This window comes from Paenibacillus sp. 102 (assembly GCF_039549175.1).
In the GTDB taxonomy this organism is placed as follows: Bacteria; Bacillota; Bacilli; order Bacillales; family Bacillaceae_G; genus Bacillus_A.
In genome coordinates this window covers 113,181-130,170 of sequence record NZ_JBCGHT010000001.1, presented here as the reverse complement: position 1 = coordinate 130,170, position 16,990 = coordinate 113,181, and the positions used below count along the sequence as shown (strand labels likewise).

Here is a 16,990-nt window from a genome sequence, read left to right as displayed (position 1 = left end):
ATTATTGAAAAAGGAAAAAAGAAAGCAGGTTCTTTGCTTTCTTTTTTTGTATGAAATATGGGGAGTAGGTATAGGTATGATGGGAAAGTTACAACATATTCACCCGCTTGGGATGAGTATCATTATAGGGACACTATTTGCAAGGTTTGCAACTTCAATGAGCATTCCTTTTTTGGCAATTTATTTAACAACTGTAAAAGATATATCAGCTGGGATGACAGGGGCTATTATTGGAACGAGTGCATTAGTTGGAGTATTTGCTAGTTTTATTGGTGGAAATTTATCAGATCGATTTGGCCGTAAAACAATTATGATATGGTCCCTTATTGTTTGGATTTTTGTATTTATCGGATTTTCGGTTGCAGACCACGTTATAACTTTCTTTTTATTAAACGCATTAAATGGTCTATGCCGTTCCTTCTTTGAACCGACATCAAGAGCGTTATTATCTGATTTAACGAAGCCGGAGTATCGTTTACTTGCGTATAACTTACGATACGGTGCCATAAATGTTGGGGTGGCAATTGGACCGCTTGTAGGGTTGCAAATTGGAAGCGCAAAATCAACAATGCCGTTTTTAATAGGGGCTGGAGTATACATTGTATATACGGTGATATTAGCAATGCAATTTAAAAAGTATCAATTGAATGAAAAAACAGTGGATACAATAGAGCCTGTAACGATGATAAATGCAATTCGTATTTTAAGAAAAGATATTGTTTTCTTGGTTGCGTTAGTTGGAATTATTTTAAGTAACAGTGGTTTTTCGCATTTTACAACAACAGTCTCTCAATACTTTGCGAACTCTTATGTATTTCAAGATGGCGTGACATTATTCTCATATATGCTAACATTGAATGCAATTACAGTAGTAATTATACAATACCCTGTTATTCAGATTTGTAAGAAGTATACACCACTTGTATCAATTATGATTGGCACGCTATTTGTTAGTGGAGGGCTCATTGGCTTTGGAATCGGAGAATCAATCATCAGTATTGTTCTTTACACGATTATTTTTACAATAGGAGAAGTATTGATGTTTTCAATGACAGATGTGTTTATTGATGACATTTCAGTCCCTCACTTAAAAGGAACGTATTTTGGAGCAATGGGGTTTTCAGGGATTGGTGCCGTTATTGGACCTTGGTTTGGAGGATTGCTGTTAGATTATTACGGATATCAAAATGGTTTTGCTGTATTTTCGATACTAGCTATCTTTTCAGTTCTCGCTTTTCCCATTTTTTTATGGACAAGAAGTTTATTATCTAAAAGAAATCGTACCGTAAATTGCAATATAGAAATTGGAATGAAATAGCAGTTGACGGTAAAGCTAATTGTTTCTTAATCAATCCTTCTATCATATCTTTCGAGAGGACTTCCACCTCTAAACATATGTGAAGGTGGTGAGGTGAATCGAAAAAAATATTTTATGTTCAAGTAAAACGGTAGAAACATACGTTCTTGTTTTGGTGTAATACCCTTAACAAGGAGGTGAAAAAATGACAACGGAAAATCAAACAAATTATAAAACTCTTCAAATTTGGATTAAAAAAGGACATCGTATGTATTCTTATTTTCAAGAATCTTGCCAAAATGCGAAGAATATGTACAACACGACAAACTTTTATATACGACAAGTGTATACAGGTTTGACACAAAATAAGGAGTTGCAACCTTTACAAAAAGAAGTTTTAGATACAATTGCTAAAAACATGGGGAAGATGAATGATACACAAATTCTTGCCTATCAAAAGAATTTGGAAAAAGAGAAAACAAAACCAGAAGAAAAACCAAAAGAAGTGAAATGTAATTTGTTTTCAGAACCAACTACAGAAAAACCTTATGTAGATTACAATTTTCTGGATGCATTATTTAAAGCGATAATTCAGAATGATTATCGTGCTTTGCCTACACAATCTAGTCAATCCATCATGAAAAACGTATTCCAAAATTGGAAGTCTTTTTTTGCTAGTTTAAAAGATTATAAAAAGAATCCCCACAAATACACTGGAAAACCTAGAATTCCAAAGTATATTCGTTCTTTTGAAAAGGAAATCTTGTATACAAACCAAGATTGTGTCATTAAAAATGATAAGTTTTTAAAGTTTCCAAAGACAAAATTGCAATTAAATATTGGGAAATTAGGGTTTACTGAAGGTAAACTGAAACAAGTTCGTGTCATTCCAAAATACAATGAGTATGTAGTGGAATTAGTGTTAGATGTTCCTTCAGAACAACAAATTGTTGAAGAGAATGGTCGTTATATGAGTATTGATTTAGGGATTGATAACCTTGCAACCATTGTAACAAACACAGGTATGAAGCCTGTACTTGTTAAGGGCAAACATGTCAAAAGCATAAATCAATATTACAACAAAATGAAGAGTTACCTTACAAGTGTTCTCAGGCAAGGTAAACAAACAAGGGAAGGACCTTTTACTTCAAAAAGAATAGAAAAACTTCATCAAAAGCGTTACCTGAAAATAAAAGACATCTTCCATAAATCTAGTCATCATATTGTAAAACTGGCTCAAGAGGAGAGAGTTTGCAAAATCGTTATTGGTCAAAACAAAAGTTGGAAACAAGAAACTGATATGGGAAAGAAAAATAACCAAACATTTTGCCATATCTCGCATAGTGTATGGATTCAAATGATTACATACAAAGCAAATGCAGTAGGCATTCAAGTTATTGTAACCGAGGAATCGTACACGTCAAAAGCAAGTTTTCTAGATCATGACTTCATTTCAACGTATGGAACAAATGACCAAAATGCAACTTTTTCAGGAAAACGAATAAAACGTGGTATGTATCGTTCTGCAAAAGGCATCGAAATTAACGCAGACGTAAATGCTGCGGCGAATATTTTACGAAAAGTAGTCCCGAATGCATGGAAAAACGGGATAGAGGAGTTAGGCGTGAAACAGCTCGCTAGTGTGTTAACTCCACTGACGTTAATCGTCCGTTAGGCCAAAACGTTAGAAACCCCCACTTCAAGCTTTGCTAAGTGGGGGAGTATTCATTAGAAGTTTAATTTTATATAAAGCAAAGAAAAAAACAGGGTAAGAAAAGTTAGCAATAAACTGTTCTTACTCTGTTTTGATATAACGCTTTAATTTGAAAAAAGAACTTTTTTCTCATGTTTATTTGCAACTTCAGTTTTGGAAATGTGTATGGCAAGAAAGCCATTTTCTAAACAGGCTAGCATTTTTTTATAGATGATGTTAGCAGGTAAAGAAATTGTTCGTTGTAAGGATGAATTTTTATGAAATATATGAATTGTTAGGCCTGTCTCCATCTTGTTTATAAGTACATTTTGTTCTGAAACATTAGGAATATCAGTTTCTAAAATGTACTCTTGTTCCGTTTCACAAAGGTCAATGTGGATGTGATTAGGGAAACTGAAGTTGTCATATGAATCAGAGCAAAACTGATCCATCCATTCTTCAAAACCATCAACACGAAAAAGACAATTTTTCTTTTTCTTGCCCATGTAAGACACCCTCCGTAAAGTCTTAATTCATACTATAATATGCATTAAGAAATTAGAGGTGAGAAGCAAACTAGAAAATATGTCGACGGACTTATCTCGCTATTTGAGGGGCAGTAACACTCCTACCTTAAAATTCAGCGAAAGCAAAGAAGTTAGGTGGGAGATGGAGAAAACCCCCACTAATTAAAGTTTCACTTTCTTACAAGTGGCTTAAGCGAGAAGGACAATGCGTATGCATTGCCCTTTTTTTACATATCATGATGTGCGTGATTTTTTTGTCTTGAATGATTTCGATTTTTTACTTTATGAGACCCACTTAATGGTTCAGGTTGCCCAGAAGGCTGTCCTTTTTTTGTATTTTGACGAATGGATTTGCTATTGTTTTTTTCCATGTTGTGCTGCACCTCCCTCTTGTATTTAGAATGAGAGAATTTTGTAAATTTATACGAGAATGTTTTTATGAAAAAGGGTAAAGATAAGTGAGACTAACTATAACAGAAAGGGGAAAGTGTATGCCGTATCATAAAGATAAACAGCAAGCTTTTCAAGCAGCACAACAAGGAGTTGTACAAGCAGAAAATTTATACAACAGTATTGTGAAAAATGATCCGAATTATGGTAATGATTTAAAGCATTTACGACAAGAAGTTCAAGAGGCATATGAACAAATTCAAAATGCACTAGAAGTAGCATCTGAAACACAACGTCCACAACTTGAGCAATATGAAAGTAATTTGCAAAACATTATGCGAGATGTAGATTTGTTAGGTGATTGAATAGGTTGTTGTATGATTTCAACAACCTGTTTGATTCGGGAGTTACTATATTGAAAAGAAAAATTTCTGTAATAATCATTTGTTTGATTTGTGTAGTACATATATTTCAAGTGGACAAAGTAGAAGCAAAAATGTTGATGAGAAAAGATTTAGAGCCTACTGGTAATGTAACATGGGAGGTACCAAATAACGAGAAATTAATTGCAATTACGTTTGATGATGGTCCAGATCCTACATATACTCCACAAATACTAAATTTACTACATCAGTATAAGGCAAAGGCAACATTTTTTATGATTGGTTTTCGAATTCAGCGAAATCCATATTTGGTTAATCAGGTACTTAAGGAAGGGCACGAAATTGGGAATCATACGATGAATCATTTATATGCGAGAGATGCGTCGGATGAAAAATTAAAAAGTGATATTTTAGAGGAGAAGAACTATTTACAAAAATGGATAGAGAAGCCTATGCTGTTCCGTCCACCAGGTGGATATATTAATGATGCAGTCCTTGCGACAGCAAAAGAGGCAGGGTACCAAATTGTATTGTGGTCTTGGCATCAAGATCCGAAAGATTGGGCAAATCCAGGAACTGAATCCATTGTGAGGCACGTCGTAACAAATGCAAAAAGTGGCGACATTGTGCTGTTACATGATGGTGGAAGTGATCGGAGTCAAACTGTAGCTGCGTTGACTAAAATTTTACCTGCTCTTCAAAAGCAAGGGTATCGATTTGTGAAAGTTTCGGAGCTGTTACGTTATAAACATTAAAAATCCCAAAAGGAGTACTTTTGGGATTTTTCATTACTGATTTTTTTTGCGTTTTTTATTATTTTGACGCTGAGCTGGTGTCAGTGGCTCGTTGGCGAATTCCTCATTATAACCAGTTCCTTGTCCTTGTGCTGATGCGGCATTCATTCCTGGAATCACATGATTTGCTTTGCGTTTACCCATTTGTTTTCACCTCTAGAATGTTTTTTATGAAACAAATAATGAACTGTTCATTACATGTATGGACAGAAAAGAAAAGCTTCAAAAGAAAGCTTTACTTTATGGTAATAGTATTCATAAGGAGAACGAAGGCTATTCAAATTTCCAGAGATAAAGAAAACTTATGATAAACTATAAGTTTCTTATTATTTACTTATTTAGAAAGTTGTAATAAGATATTATCGTAAGGTATTGAAAAGTTTGTCTACATTTTATATTCAGACAACTCAGTCACGTTTAACAGGGGGGAAACATAATGGTCAAACATAATCCATTTCAATCTCGTGAAACATTTGAAGTAGATGGAAAAACGTATCATTATTATCAATTGAAAGCGCTTGAAAACGCAGGGGTTGGCAACGTATCACAATTACCATATTCCATTAAAGTTTTGCTTGAATCTGTACTTCGTCAAGTTGACGGACGTGTAATTACAGAAGAGCATGTTGCAAATTTAGCGAAGTGGGGAACGAAAGATGTTGAAGATATCGATGTTCCATTTAAACCATCTCGCGTAATTTTACAAGACTTCACAGGTGTTCCTGCTGTTGTTGATTTGGCTTCACTTCGAAAAGCAATGGCAGATATGGGTGGGGATCCTGATAAAATTAATCCAGAAATTACTGTAGACCTTGTAATCGATCACTCTGTACAGGTTGATAGAGCGGGTACAGCAGACGCGCTTGAATTCAACATGGACTTAGAGTTTAAACGTAATGAAGAACGCTATAAATTTTTAAGCTGGGCACAAAAATCATTTGATAACTATCGTGCAGTTCCACCAGCAACAGGTATTGTCCACCAAGTAAACCTTGAGTATTTAGCACCAGTTGTTCATGCGGTGGAAAATGCTGAAGGTGAATTAGTTGCATATCCAGATTCATTAGTTGGAACAGACTCTCATACTACAATGATCAATGGTATTGGCGTTCTTGGATGGGGCGTTGGTGGTATTGAGGCAGAAGCTGGGATGCTTGGGCAACCTTCATACTTCCCAGTACCAGAAGTTATCGGTGTTAAGTTAACTGGTACACTTCCAAGTGGTACAACAGCAACAGATGTTGCATTAAAAGTAACGCAAGTGTTGCGTCAAAAAGGTGTAGTTGGTAAATTTGTTGAGTTCTTCGGTAACGGACTAAAGAGCATGCCTTTAGCTGACCGTGCAACAATTTCAAATATGGCACCAGAATATGGTGCAACTTGTGGATTCTTCCCAATTGACGAGATTTCATTAGATTACTTACGTTTAACAGGAAGAGACGAAGAACAAATTCGCATTGTTGAAGAATACTGCAAAGCAAATGGTTTATTCTATACAGCAGACAGCAAAGATCCAATTTATACAGATCTTGTTGAAATTGATTTAAATACAATTGAATCTAACCTTTCAGGACCAAAACGTCCACAAGATTTAATCCCTCTTTCAAATATGAAAGATGAGTTCCATAAAGCCGTTGTGGCACCAGTTGGAACACAAGGGCTTGGGTTCAATGAACAAGAGTTTGATAAAGAAGTGAAAGTTGTATTAAAAGATCAGGAAGTAACGATGAAAACAGGTGCAATTGCGATTGCTGCGATTACAAGCTGTACAAATACATCTAATCCATATGTATTAATTGGTGCAGGTTTAGTTGCGAAAAAAGCAATTGAAAAAGGTCTTAAAGTACCTGGTTATGTAAAAACGTCATTAGCTCCAGGGTCTAAAGTTGTTACAGAATACTTAGATAAATCAGGTTTAACAACATATTTAGATCAATTAGGGTTCCAAACAGTTGGTTACGGCTGTACAACTTGTATCGGTAACTCTGGTCCATTAGCATTAGAATTAGAAGAAGCAATCGCAGCAAACGATTTATTAGTAACATCTGTTTTATCTGGTAACCGTAACTTTGAAGGTCGTATTCACCCACTTGTAAAAGCAAACTACTTAGCATCACCACCACTTGTTGTGGCATATGCACTTGCAGGTACTGTTGATATTGACTTGAAAAATGATGCAATCGGTAAAGATTCAAATGGTAACCCTATTTACTTTAACGATATTTGGCCATCAGCTAAAGAAATTGAAGATGTAGTTCAAAGTGTTGTTACATCTGAATTGTTCAAAAAAGAATATGCACAAGTATTTAACAGTAACGAACGCTGGAATGAAATCCAAACTTCAAATGAAGCTTTATATACTTGGGATAATGATTCAACATACATTCAAAACCCACCGTTCTTTGAAGGGTTATCTAAAGAACCGGGTGAAGTTGAAACGTTATCAGGTTTACGCGTAGTTGGTAAATTTGGTGATTCTGTAACGACAGACCATATTTCACCAGCAGGTTCAATTGGTAAGCATACACCAGCAGGACGCTATTTATTAGAAAACGGCGTACAACCAGTTGACTTTAACTCTTATGGTTCTCGCCGTGGTAACCATGAAGTTATGATGCGTGGTACATTCGCAAACATTCGTATTAAAAACCAAATCGCACCAGGAACAGAAGGTGGATATACAACTTACTGGCCAACTGGTGAAGTAACATCTATCTATGATGCTGCGATGAAATATAAAGAAGACGGCACTGGCCTTCTTGTAGTTGCTGGTAAAGATTACGGTATGGGAAGCTCTCGTGACTGGGCTGCGAAAGGTACAAACCTTTTAGGCATTAAAGCAGTTATCGCAGAAAGCTTCGAGCGTATTCACCGTAGTAACCTTGTATTAATGGGTGTATTACCACTACAATTTAAAGATGGCGAAAGTGCAGAAACATTAGGTCTTGTTGGTAACGAGTCATTTGAAATTCAAATCGACAAAACAGTGAAACCACGTGATCTTGTAAAAGTAGTTGCAATTGACCCAGAAGGAAACGGAAAACAATTTGAAGTAGTAGCTCGTTTCGATAGTGAAGTAGAAATTGACTACTACCGTCATGGTGGTATTCTGCAAATGGTTCTTCGTGAGAAAGTTGAAGAGTCTAAGGTGTCAAACTAATTAAGTAGTTATAGTAAAGAAGAAAAGTATAATATTTTCAATCAAAACAAGGAAGCTGACTGAAGTTAGCTTCCTTGTTTTATGTAAAGAGGAAAGGGGTGAAGCCGTATAGCTTCATCCCTTTCCTTTTCTTATAGAAAAAATTGGAGGTATAACAATGAAAGAATATAAACGACTCTTAATTCCGTTGTTACAAGAAAAATTGCTACTCATCGTTTCGATATGTAGTGGGGTTATAGCAGCTGCTATGAATTTATCCAGGCCATTGTTAATGGGTCTAATTGTTGATCGGCTCATTCAGAAACATATAGAGGAAGTGTATATATACATTGCTTTATTTGTAGGAAGTAGACTGATTACATGGGGAAATTCGTTGTTGTTTGATTATGTAGGTTCAAAGGGGAGTCAACGTATATTACGAAAACAACGTATAGAATTGCTACATCATTTTTTATCATTACCATTTGAGGAAAGTGAGAAGATAAAACAAGGAGAGTTGGAAACATTGGTTGTTTCTGATATACCGAATTGGGCAAGGTTATACGGCTCGGTGTTAATAGAGTGCATTCATGCTATAGCTCAATTTATTGGAGCGTTAATAGCGTTTCAACACATTGATATACATTTTGTATGGTGGGTTGTTCCATTTTTGATTGCGAGTGCGATTATCCCAATGTTTATGGCGAAAAAAGCAAGAAAGACGGCTAGTATAGCTCAAATGAATCATTCAAGTGTTGTAGAAACAATATCACAATTTGTAAAAGGTATCCAAGATTTACGCAGTTTAAGAGAGGGGAAATGGGCAGTAAAGCAATTTAAAGAGGTAACATCATATTCTTATAAATCAGAAGTGAAAAAGATTATGATGCAAAGCTTTATAGGATTGATAGGAATAGCGATAGAAACAGGTGCATATATGATTGTTCTTATTGTAGGAGCACAAAAAGTAATAAGGGGGGAAATGGAAGTTGGATCACTGATTGCCATATTAGCTACAATTGAGACGTTATTTTTTCCTGTTCGTTATGCGAGCGATCTATTAATGATAACACAAGTTTCCGTTGCTTCTGCATCTAGAGTATGGCGTTTTTTAGATATGCCTACTGAAACAGTGGCTGAAGAAAGGGGAACGGGCATTAAGGTCATTAAAGCTTCTTTTAAAAATTTGTTAACAAATATAGAGTTGCAAATTAAGCCTGGTGAGTTGATTATGATCGTAGGGGAAAGTGGTGCAGGAAAAACGACATTATTGAAATTATTAACAGGATTATATAAACCAACAAGTGGAAGTGTTGAGTATTATGGTAAAAAAGGGTGTATGACGAGTGTATGGCAGGAACCGCGGTTATTTCGAGCAACGATAAAGGAAAACATAATCTTTCAACGAAATGTTACGGAAGAACAGTTAAAGCAAAGTGAAGTGCTTGTTAACGCAGGAATTATTATAAAAAATTTACCGAACGGAATCCATACTCTATTAGAAAAGAATGGGGAAAGCTTTTCGGGCGGGGAACGAAAACGTCTTGCATTATGGAGAGCAATTGTATCAAAACCAAATCTAGTTATTTTAGATGAGCCAACTGCAGGATTAGATCCAAATAATCAAAATCTTGTTTGGAATATGATTGAAAGTTTGGGGAGGAATGTAACAAGGATTGTAACGACACATGATATAAAAAATGCGCTGATAGCAGATCGGGTTATTGTGATGAAAAAAGGGACTATTATTGAATGTGGAACGCCTCAAGAATTATTAAGTCGGGATTCATTATTGAAAGAAATGCTGGCGAAGTAACTATAGATTTACATTAAAACAGGGGTTAAATTATACCCCTGTCTATAGATTGGTACAATTATTCGACTTTGTTTAGTTGATATTCGTATGTAGAAGGATTTTCCGTATTAAATTCTTTTACTAATATGATCTTATTTGTACCTGGATCATATTTAAAAATTTTAATAGTATGCCGATCACCACTGTCAGGGTTGCTTTCTTGTAAAACAAATGTATTTTCTGCAATTTGTGTCATAGTACTAGTTGATATATCAACTGGAGAAGAGTCGTGATTGGTAGAAACTTCAATCACTCTTTCTTTGTTGAAAAATATAAGGACTACGAGTAAGATTACAAAACATATACGCATATAGCGCAGTTCTTTACTAATTGGGTGTTCTCCCATCGTTATTCATCCTTTCTGTGATTATTATGAACTTGTTGTAATGGAATAGAAGCTAATAATGCCAAGTGTGGTGAATGCGATAAACGATACTAAAGCTGTATAAATGCAAACACGGCCGGCTTTTCTTCTTTCAGGATCTTTACTAAATAGGGATATAATCCATGTGATGATACCAACGGGAAAGAATATGAAACTAAAAGTATAGAGAATGGCTTTTTCAAATGAGTGCATCGAAATCCTCCTTTGTAAAAGGAAGGTATTTGCACAAAACAATACAAACATCTTCCTTATTGTCATCTTATATGTTTATATTTTTACGTAAACGTATTTGACGAGAAATCTTAGTTACAACTAGTCCTGTCATATAAAGAAAAGTTAGAATGAAAACAGTACTAATGATAGGGGACTTTTGAAATGCATATAATAACCTATCAATATAATAGATTTGATTAAAATCAGTAATTGATTTTGGAGAGAAGACTAAGTATTTTTTCCAGTTTTCTTCTATAGCGATCATCGTACTTGTAGAATGTATGACAAGTAATGTGTAAAGAAAAATAGGGAGAATAATCATGAGTTGTAAACCAATGAATCCTGTTTTATGTTTTTTCCAGTACAACCAGCGGGTTATTATAATTCCTACTAAATAGACAACGGATAATACAAAAACTGTAGTGGAAACGGGATTGTATTTAAATGCATATAGCAGTTTATCAATTTCATACACTTGATGGGAGCTTTCTGTTGTTTTAGGAGTGAAGACGATATGTTGTTTCCAATCCTCTGAAATACTTAAGTAACTGGCAGTCCAACTGGTGATGAATAATGAGAAAAATAAAATGGGGAGAATGATCACGTATTGTAGCCAATGGAAAACGGTTTTATGCATAAATAATTACACCCCTTCCAAATTATAGCTATTTCTATTATACGATAAAGAGAAAAGATTTTCGATTTTATTAAGAATATTCTATTTATTTGTCAGGAGAATATTTCCAAGGTTGTCCGTATAAGCTAAAATAAAATGTAAATACGATTTTTATTTTTGAATTGATATAGTAAATGACTGAAACTATAAGGGTGATGTATATGTGGCGAAAATTTACGGTTATTATCATCTTACTTTGTTTAGCTGGTTACGCAGTATATGTTCAATTTGGAAAGAATGAAAAACAAGTAAGTGAAGAGCAAGTAAAAAGCGAAGCGACGATGAAAGAAGTCATTGCAAAGAACGGAATTGAAGTAGGAAAGAACGCACCGGATTTTGAGTTATCAAAATTAGATGGTACAAAAGTAAAGTTATCAGATTTGAAAGGAAAGAAAGTGATTTTAAATTTCTGGGCAACCTGGTGTGGACCTTGTCAGAAAGAAATGCCGGACATGGAAGCTTTTTATAAAAAGCATAAAGATGATGTGGAAATCCTCGCTGTAAATTATACGGTTTCTGAAGGTGCTAATGGAGAAGAAAAAGTGAAAAAGTTTGCAGAAGAGAAAGGGGTAACATTTCCTATTTTACTTGATAAAGATATAAATGTTACAACAACGTATAAAGTAATCACCATTCCAACTTCTTATTTTGTGGATACAAAAGGTGTGATTCAAGATAAGTTTATCGGGCCGATGACACAAAAAGAGATGGCGAAACGCATTGAAAAATTGAAATAAGAGGACAGAAGGCAGAATGGGTAAACGGCCGTTTCTGTCTTTTTTTTTTCATCACACAGCTTGTTCATGATATGATAAAAGAAATTTAAATGATAATAATTATTAAGGAGAGTATGCCTGTGGAACATTTATCTTTGCCAGCTGACTATGTTGTGATTGACTTTGAAACGACAGGGTTTAATCCTTATAATGATCGAATTATTCAAGTAGCAGCGGTAAGGTACCGCAATCATGAATTAGCAGATCAATTTGTTTCTTTTGTAAATCCAGAACGGCCTATCCCTAGCCGAATTACGAGTTTAACAGGGATTACAAATTATCGTGTTTCGGATGCGCCAATGATTCAGGAAGTTTTGCCTTTGTTTCTAGCGTTTTTAGGTAACGACACAATCGTTGCGCATAATGCTTCGTTTGATATGCGCTTTTTAAAGAGTAATGCAAATATGCTCAGATTGCCAGAACCTAAAAATATAGTAATCGATACCGTGTTTTTAGCGAAAAAGTATATGAGGAATGCCCCGAACCATAAGTTAGAAACTTTAAAAAGAATGCTCGGAATTCGTTTAAGTTCTCATAATGCACTTGATGACTGTATTACATGTGCAGCTGTTTATCAAAAATGTACAATCGTACAAGAGAAAGTGCGAAAGAAAACGAAAAAAGAAACAATTGAAGAAGAGGCAGTATATACATTAATAAAAGAAATGCTTGTGAAGAATAATCGTGATGTCGAATGGATTCGTTATGTAAGTGTCGGGAATTATTTAGATATTAAGGCTTTTTATCCGATTGTAAGAGTTAAGGTAAAAGGGCGTAAAAAATATATTTTAACTGAAAAGACTGAACAAGAAATATTAGAGATATATCCTACTTTAAAATGTGAGCCGGCTTTAAAAAGTGAAATAGGTATAACGAGAATTACAGTTGAAAGTCTAGAAGATTTCGTGAAGTTAGAAAATTATATTTTAGAGGTTTATGACATAGTGATGCAAGCGCTGAATGAGTATAAAGAAAGTAAAGTTAATGCAGATGAGGAAATTGAAAAATATTTAAGTATAATGAAATAATAAAAATGCTCAAAAATCCATCAGTTGTTAAAGGTCTGCTGATGGATTTTTGAGCATTTTAACCGAGAAGACCCCTCTTCTAAACGAAGTGAAGGTGGGGGGAGTTCAATGGTGATAGATTTTTCTTTACTAAAACATAAAATTTTCTCACAAATCTGATTAAAGAGTTTTTCATTTGCTCATACTAATTAATAAGAAAGCGAAGGAGAAAGGATGAGCAGCATGAGAAGAAGTCGTCGGAAATCATTTGAAGAACTTGTGAAGGAAAATAAGAGGCAACTATTAAGCGATCGTGATGCAATGGAACAGATTGAAGAACGAATTGAAAAGCGCTATGAAATGCAACTTTTTAAGCAGGCTGAATAATTCTTACTACTAGTATGATACTAGTAGTAAGGAGGCGATTATGATGGGTAATCCAAAAAAGAATTCTAAAGATTTTGCACCAGATCACATTGGAACACAGTCAAAAAAAGCTGGTGGAAATAAAGGAAAGCAAATGCAAGACCAGACAGGGAAACAACCAATTGTTGATAACGGTTAAAGAAAAGGAGAATGTTTTCATTCTCCTTTTCTTTATGTACATACATAATCTAATTCTTTTTTGGAAAGCTAACATGGTATGTATATCTCAAGTAGGAGGGAAATAGCATGGCAGAGCAATATAAAGCGAATCCAGATGATCGAAGTGATAATGTAGAAAAATTGCAAGAAATGGTGCAAAACACGATTGATAACTTTAATGAGGCAAAAGAAACTGCAGAGGTTTCGAATGAAAAAGATCGCGCTGCAATTGAAGCGAAAAATCAACGTCGTTTAGAAAGTATTGATTCGTTGAAAAGCGAAATAAAAGATGAATCTGAGTATAATGGGTAAAAAAGGCTGACTGTTGTCAGCCTTTTTTTGTAATGATAAAATTCTCGACAAGTAAGCGCCAATTTTGAGGGAAAGGTAGACCGATTTTCCAATAGCTAATACCACGTATACCTTGTTCTTTAATTAAATTAAGTTTACTTTGAATGGATCTGGCATCTTCAAACCATACTTCATGTTGCACGCCATTTTCATCAAAATAATTAAAGTGTGGTGCTTGTGCTGTGAAATCATAGCGAATTGGAACATTATATTTACGAGCAAGTGCAACGGCTGCAACAGAGCTAACTGCTTTGGCAGGGGGATTCCCTTCTTTAAAGGGAAGCTTCCAGTCGAAACCATATAAATTTTGCCCCATCATAATTTTTTGCGGAGGCATTTGTGATTTTGCGTATTGTATCACTTGTTTTACTGGACCGATTGGTGATATGGCCATCGGAGGTCCTCCTTGCCATCCCCAGTCATATGTCATAATAACAACAAAGTCAACAATTTCCCCCTGTGCTTTGTAATCGTGTGCTTCAAAAAATTTTCCTTTTTGCTTAGAGCTGGTTTTTGGGACAAGTGTTGTACTTAGTGTATACCCTTCTGGTAATCGTGTTTTTACATTTCGTAAAAATTGATTGTATGCTTCACGATCTTCTGGAGCAACGTTTTCGAAATCAAAATGAATATCCCGCATATTATACTTCTCAGCTGTTTGTAAAATGTTAGTAATGAATTTATTTTGAATCGTAGCACTCCGTAAAAAAACGGAGGCTAATTCCGCACTAAAATTCCCGTTCTCAATATTTGTAATAACGAGCATAGGGATTGTTTGACCTTGCGTTGCAATTTGGGCGATTTTTGCAGTTTCTGTTGGTTCTTTTAATGTTCCATCCCGCAATGCTTCAAAGCTAAAATAGGCTAAATATGTGAGATAAGGATTGATGGCTCGTGTGGCATTCACTAAACTTTCCTTGATTGGAATAGTAGAAGGTTGTAAATAGGCGATAGATTCTATTGCTCGTTTTGAGCCTTTCGGAATGTATAACTGTTGACCGACGTGAAGAATGGATTTTAATGATAAGTTATTTACTTTTGCTAAGCTAGCAAGAGGAACGTTATATGTTTGAGAAATGCGATAGAGACTGTCTCCAGGCTGTACATAATAATTATTTCCTTTCGTATTTACAATTAGTGCCTGACCGACAACAAGTGTTTCAGCTGGATTAAGCCCGTTGTCTTTTACAATTTCTTCGGGTGTAGTGCCGTATTTTGACGCTAAGCTATATACGCTATCACCGCTACGAACGGTTACTATTTGAATCATATACTTGCTCCTTTCAGTAAAAAGATCCACCGATTCTATTTTATTTTTGATTTCACTGTATTATGATTAAATGTATGCGAGGAAACAGAAGTGAGAAGGAGATAGAGATATGTTTGTAGCAGAACATGAAATTGAGATCCGCTATGCGGAAACAGATCAAATGGGTGTAGTTTACCATTCAAATTATTTAGTATGGCTGGAATTAGGGCGTACAAAATTGATACAAGAATTAGGGTTTTCATATATTGAAATGGAGAAAGAAGGAGTTATTTCTCCTGTATTAGATTTGCAAATTTCATATCGAAAAGCAATGCGTTATGGAGAGAAAGCAATTGTAAAAACATGGATTGATTCAGTTAGTCCACTTCGTGTTATATACGGATATGAAATTTATAATGGTGATGGAGACCTTTGTATTACGGCTACAACAACAAATATTTGTGCGAAAAAGGATGGTTTTCGTCCTGTGTCCTTTAAGAAGCTATATCCTGAGTGGTATGCGAAATATGAGGAAATTAAGAGAAAATAAAAAAACGTGGCAAAAGCCACGCTTTTTTATTTTTCATAATTAAATTGCGGGAAGTCATCACCATCGTTAAGTGTAATGGATAAGTCATGTCCATCAAAGAACCATTCATCATCGCCTTCAATAAAGAAGTTAATCCCTTCTTCTTGAACTTGAACAGCAGGGTGTGCAGGGTCATCTTTACGGATTCCTAAAGAAAGTCCTTTTTGCACAGTGCTGCATCCGCCATATTGTACGAAAAAGCGAAGTGTATCGCCAGATTGTAAGTTTAATTCATCTTTATACCAATTTACTGCTTCTTTTGTTACGGAAAGATTCATGTATAGTTCCTCCAAGTTATGTTGCTTTTTCTTTAGTATAAAAAATAACGCAAAAAGACGCTATTAATATGCTTTGCGTTTTCTTTTTGCGTTATGTGGGTCACAACCTTACTTTTGTTTCTTTGTTAAATTTGCTTTCGGTTCAGTTTTATTTATAATTCGTCCAATATTTGCACGGTGTCTATAAATAACCATACCAGCTAATAAACACATCGCAACAATGAAGATTTTATCCCCGTCAATAATTGATGCGATAACAGCAACAACAGCCGTTACCATAGAAGAAAGCGATACGTATCTCGTTGTAAATAGCAGGGTGAAAAAGACAACGGCTAATATTGCAAAAATAATTGGAGCGTAGCATAAGAGTACTCCAGCAGAAGTTGCAACTGCTTTTCCGCCGCGGAATTTTGCGAAAATTGGATATACATGTCCAAGAACTGCAGCTAATCCAAACCAAAGGGGATGGATATCTAAAGCGAAAATTAACGGAAGTGCTGTCGCTAACGTTCCCTTTAAAATGTCAGCAATTGTAACGATAAAACCTGCTTTTTTCCCTAGCGTCCGAAATGTATTCGTTCCTCCTAAATTACCGCTACCATGCTCGCGAATGTCGATTCCGTAACCAACTTTTCCAACAACAAGTGCAAATGGAATCGAGCCAAGTAAATAGGCAACGACAAATAAAAGATATGTAATAAGCATAAGTTCAGTCTCCTTTATTCAAATGTGTTGATAAAGGGTAAAAAGAGTTTTTCCCATACATTGTACCATACATTTGTAAAGAGCACATTTCTTTTTTG

At 35.1% G+C, this 16,990-nt stretch carries 21 protein-coding genes; 12 read left to right on the top strand and 9 right to left on the bottom strand.

What is annotated here, in order from left to right:
• Window positions 1–76: 76 nt before the first annotated feature.
• Both AAIE21_RS00675 and AAIE21_RS00670 read left to right on the top strand, forming a co-directional pair.
• Complete coding sequence (locus AAIE21_RS00675; protein WP_343265015.1) at window positions 77–1,318, top strand: MDR family MFS transporter; 1,242 nt, start codon at window positions 77–79, stop codon at window positions 1,316–1,318.
• 184 nt (window positions 1,319–1,502) lie between these two features.
• Entirely contained in the window at window positions 1,503–2,972 is a 1,470-nt protein-coding gene (locus AAIE21_RS00670) for an RNA-guided endonuclease InsQ/TnpB family protein (protein WP_343265014.1), read from the top strand.
• A gap of 143 nt (window positions 2,973–3,115) precedes the next feature.
• Here the strand turns inward: AAIE21_RS00670 and AAIE21_RS00665 are convergent, their stop codons facing one another.
• The gene (locus AAIE21_RS00665) at window positions 3,116–3,496 is read right to left on the bottom strand and encodes an Hsp20 family protein (protein ID WP_343265013.1); all 381 of its coding nucleotides are present in this window, start codon (window positions 3,494–3,496) and stop codon (window positions 3,116–3,118) included.
• A gap of 248 nt (window positions 3,497–3,744) precedes the next feature.
• Window positions 3,745–3,888 carry a small acid-soluble spore protein P gene (locus AAIE21_RS00660; RefSeq protein ID WP_000414451.1) on the bottom strand — a complete coding sequence of 48 codons (144 nt, stop codon included), beginning with the start codon at window positions 3,886–3,888 and terminating at the stop codon, window positions 3,745–3,747.
• A 120-nt stretch (window positions 3,889–4,008) separates the two neighbouring features.
• Here AAIE21_RS00660 and AAIE21_RS00655 point away from each other — a divergent pair, with 120 nt between their 5' ends.
• A complete protein-coding gene (locus AAIE21_RS00655; RefSeq protein ID WP_343265012.1) occupies window positions 4,009–4,272 on the top strand; it encodes a hypothetical protein in 264 nt (87 codons plus the stop codon).
• Window positions 4,273–4,319: 47 nt separating this feature from the next.
• Window positions 4,320–5,045, top strand: coding sequence for a polysaccharide deacetylase family protein (locus tag AAIE21_RS00650; protein WP_343265890.1), 726 nt, complete (start codon window positions 4,320–4,322; stop codon window positions 5,043–5,045).
• A gap of 33 nt (window positions 5,046–5,078) precedes the next feature.
• On the opposite strand, the gene sspO is transcribed toward AAIE21_RS00650, so the two are convergent.
• Window positions 5,079–5,228, bottom strand: coding sequence for a small acid-soluble spore protein O (sspO, locus tag AAIE21_RS00645; protein ID WP_006095643.1), 150 nt, complete (start codon window positions 5,226–5,228; stop codon window positions 5,079–5,081).
• A 292-nt stretch (window positions 5,229–5,520) separates the two neighbouring features.
• Between sspO and acnA the strand changes: the two genes are divergently transcribed.
• Complete coding sequence (gene acnA, locus AAIE21_RS00640; RefSeq protein WP_343265010.1) at window positions 5,521–8,244, top strand: aconitate hydratase AcnA; 2,724 nt, start codon at window positions 5,521–5,523, stop codon at window positions 8,242–8,244.
• Window positions 8,245–8,401: 157 nt separating this feature from the next.
• Complete coding sequence (locus AAIE21_RS00635) at window positions 8,402–10,039, top strand: ABC transporter ATP-binding protein (RefSeq protein ID WP_343265009.1); 1,638 nt, start codon at window positions 8,402–8,404, stop codon at window positions 10,037–10,039.
• Window positions 10,040–10,097: 58 nt separating this feature from the next.
• On the opposite strand, the gene AAIE21_RS00630 is transcribed toward AAIE21_RS00635, so the two are convergent.
• The 3 genes from AAIE21_RS00630 to AAIE21_RS00620 all read right to left on the bottom strand — a co-directional run bounded on the left by AAIE21_RS00630 (window position 10,098) and on the right by AAIE21_RS00620 (window position 11,313).
• Window positions 10,098–10,424, bottom strand: a complete 327-nt coding sequence (locus AAIE21_RS00630; protein ID WP_343265008.1) for a YmzC family protein — start codon at window positions 10,422–10,424, stop codon at window positions 10,098–10,100.
• A gap of 24 nt (window positions 10,425–10,448) precedes the next feature.
• A complete protein-coding gene (locus AAIE21_RS00625) occupies window positions 10,449–10,655 on the bottom strand; it encodes a hypothetical protein (RefSeq protein WP_343265007.1) in 207 nt (68 codons plus the stop codon).
• A 67-nt stretch (window positions 10,656–10,722) separates the two neighbouring features.
• Window positions 10,723–11,313 (bottom strand): YjdJ family protein, encoded by a 591-nt coding sequence (locus AAIE21_RS00620; protein ID WP_343265006.1) that lies wholly within the window; start codon window positions 11,311–11,313, stop codon window positions 10,723–10,725.
• Between the two features lie 200 nt (window positions 11,314–11,513).
• Here AAIE21_RS00620 and AAIE21_RS00615 point away from each other — a divergent pair, with 200 nt between their 5' ends.
• The 5 genes from AAIE21_RS00615 (at window position 11,514) to tlp (ending at window position 14,032) form a co-directional block, all read left to right on the top strand.
• On the top strand, window positions 11,514–12,089 hold the full coding sequence (locus tag AAIE21_RS00615; protein ID WP_343265005.1) for a redoxin domain-containing protein: 576 nt from the start codon (window positions 11,514–11,516) through the stop codon (window positions 12,087–12,089).
• 119 nt (window positions 12,090–12,208) lie between these two features.
• The gene (locus tag AAIE21_RS00610) at window positions 12,209–13,156 is read left to right on the top strand and encodes a 3'-5' exonuclease (RefSeq protein ID WP_343265004.1); all 948 of its coding nucleotides are present in this window, start codon (window positions 12,209–12,211) and stop codon (window positions 13,154–13,156) included.
• A 222-nt stretch (window positions 13,157–13,378) separates the two neighbouring features.
• On the top strand, window positions 13,379–13,522 hold the full coding sequence (locus AAIE21_RS00605; RefSeq protein ID WP_343265003.1) for an FbpB family small basic protein: 144 nt from the start codon (window positions 13,379–13,381) through the stop codon (window positions 13,520–13,522).
• Between the two features lie 43 nt (window positions 13,523–13,565).
• The gene (gene sspN / locus AAIE21_RS00600; RefSeq protein WP_000527986.1) at window positions 13,566–13,700 is read left to right on the top strand and encodes an acid-soluble spore protein SspN; all 135 of its coding nucleotides are present in this window, start codon (window positions 13,566–13,568) and stop codon (window positions 13,698–13,700) included.
• Window positions 13,701–13,807: 107 nt separating this feature from the next.
• Complete coding sequence (gene tlp / locus AAIE21_RS00595) at window positions 13,808–14,032, top strand: small acid-soluble spore protein Tlp (RefSeq protein ID WP_343265002.1); 225 nt, start codon at window positions 13,808–13,810, stop codon at window positions 14,030–14,032.
• 16 nt (window positions 14,033–14,048) lie between these two features.
• On the opposite strand, the gene AAIE21_RS00590 is transcribed toward tlp, so the two are convergent.
• Window positions 14,049–15,341 (bottom strand): glycoside hydrolase family 18 protein, encoded by a 1,293-nt coding sequence (locus AAIE21_RS00590; RefSeq protein ID WP_343265001.1) that lies wholly within the window; start codon window positions 15,339–15,341, stop codon window positions 14,049–14,051.
• A gap of 109 nt (window positions 15,342–15,450) precedes the next feature.
• On the opposite strand from AAIE21_RS00590, the gene AAIE21_RS00585 reads away from it, so the two are divergent.
• Window positions 15,451–15,870 carry an acyl-CoA thioesterase gene (locus AAIE21_RS00585; protein ID WP_343265000.1) on the top strand — a complete coding sequence of 140 codons (420 nt, stop codon included), beginning with the start codon at window positions 15,451–15,453 and terminating at the stop codon, window positions 15,868–15,870.
• Between the two features lie 26 nt (window positions 15,871–15,896).
• Here AAIE21_RS00585 and AAIE21_RS00580 read toward each other — a convergent pair whose 3' ends face one another.
• Window positions 15,897–16,187 carry a HesB/YadR/YfhF family protein gene (locus AAIE21_RS00580; protein WP_343264999.1) on the bottom strand — a complete coding sequence of 97 codons (291 nt, stop codon included), beginning with the start codon at window positions 16,185–16,187 and terminating at the stop codon, window positions 15,897–15,899.
• A gap of 108 nt (window positions 16,188–16,295) precedes the next feature.
• Window positions 16,296–16,892 carry a glycerol-3-phosphate 1-O-acyltransferase PlsY gene (gene plsY, locus AAIE21_RS00575; protein ID WP_343264998.1) on the bottom strand — a complete coding sequence of 199 codons (597 nt, stop codon included), beginning with the start codon at window positions 16,890–16,892 and terminating at the stop codon, window positions 16,296–16,298.
• Between the last annotated feature and the right edge of the window lie 98 nt (window positions 16,893–16,990).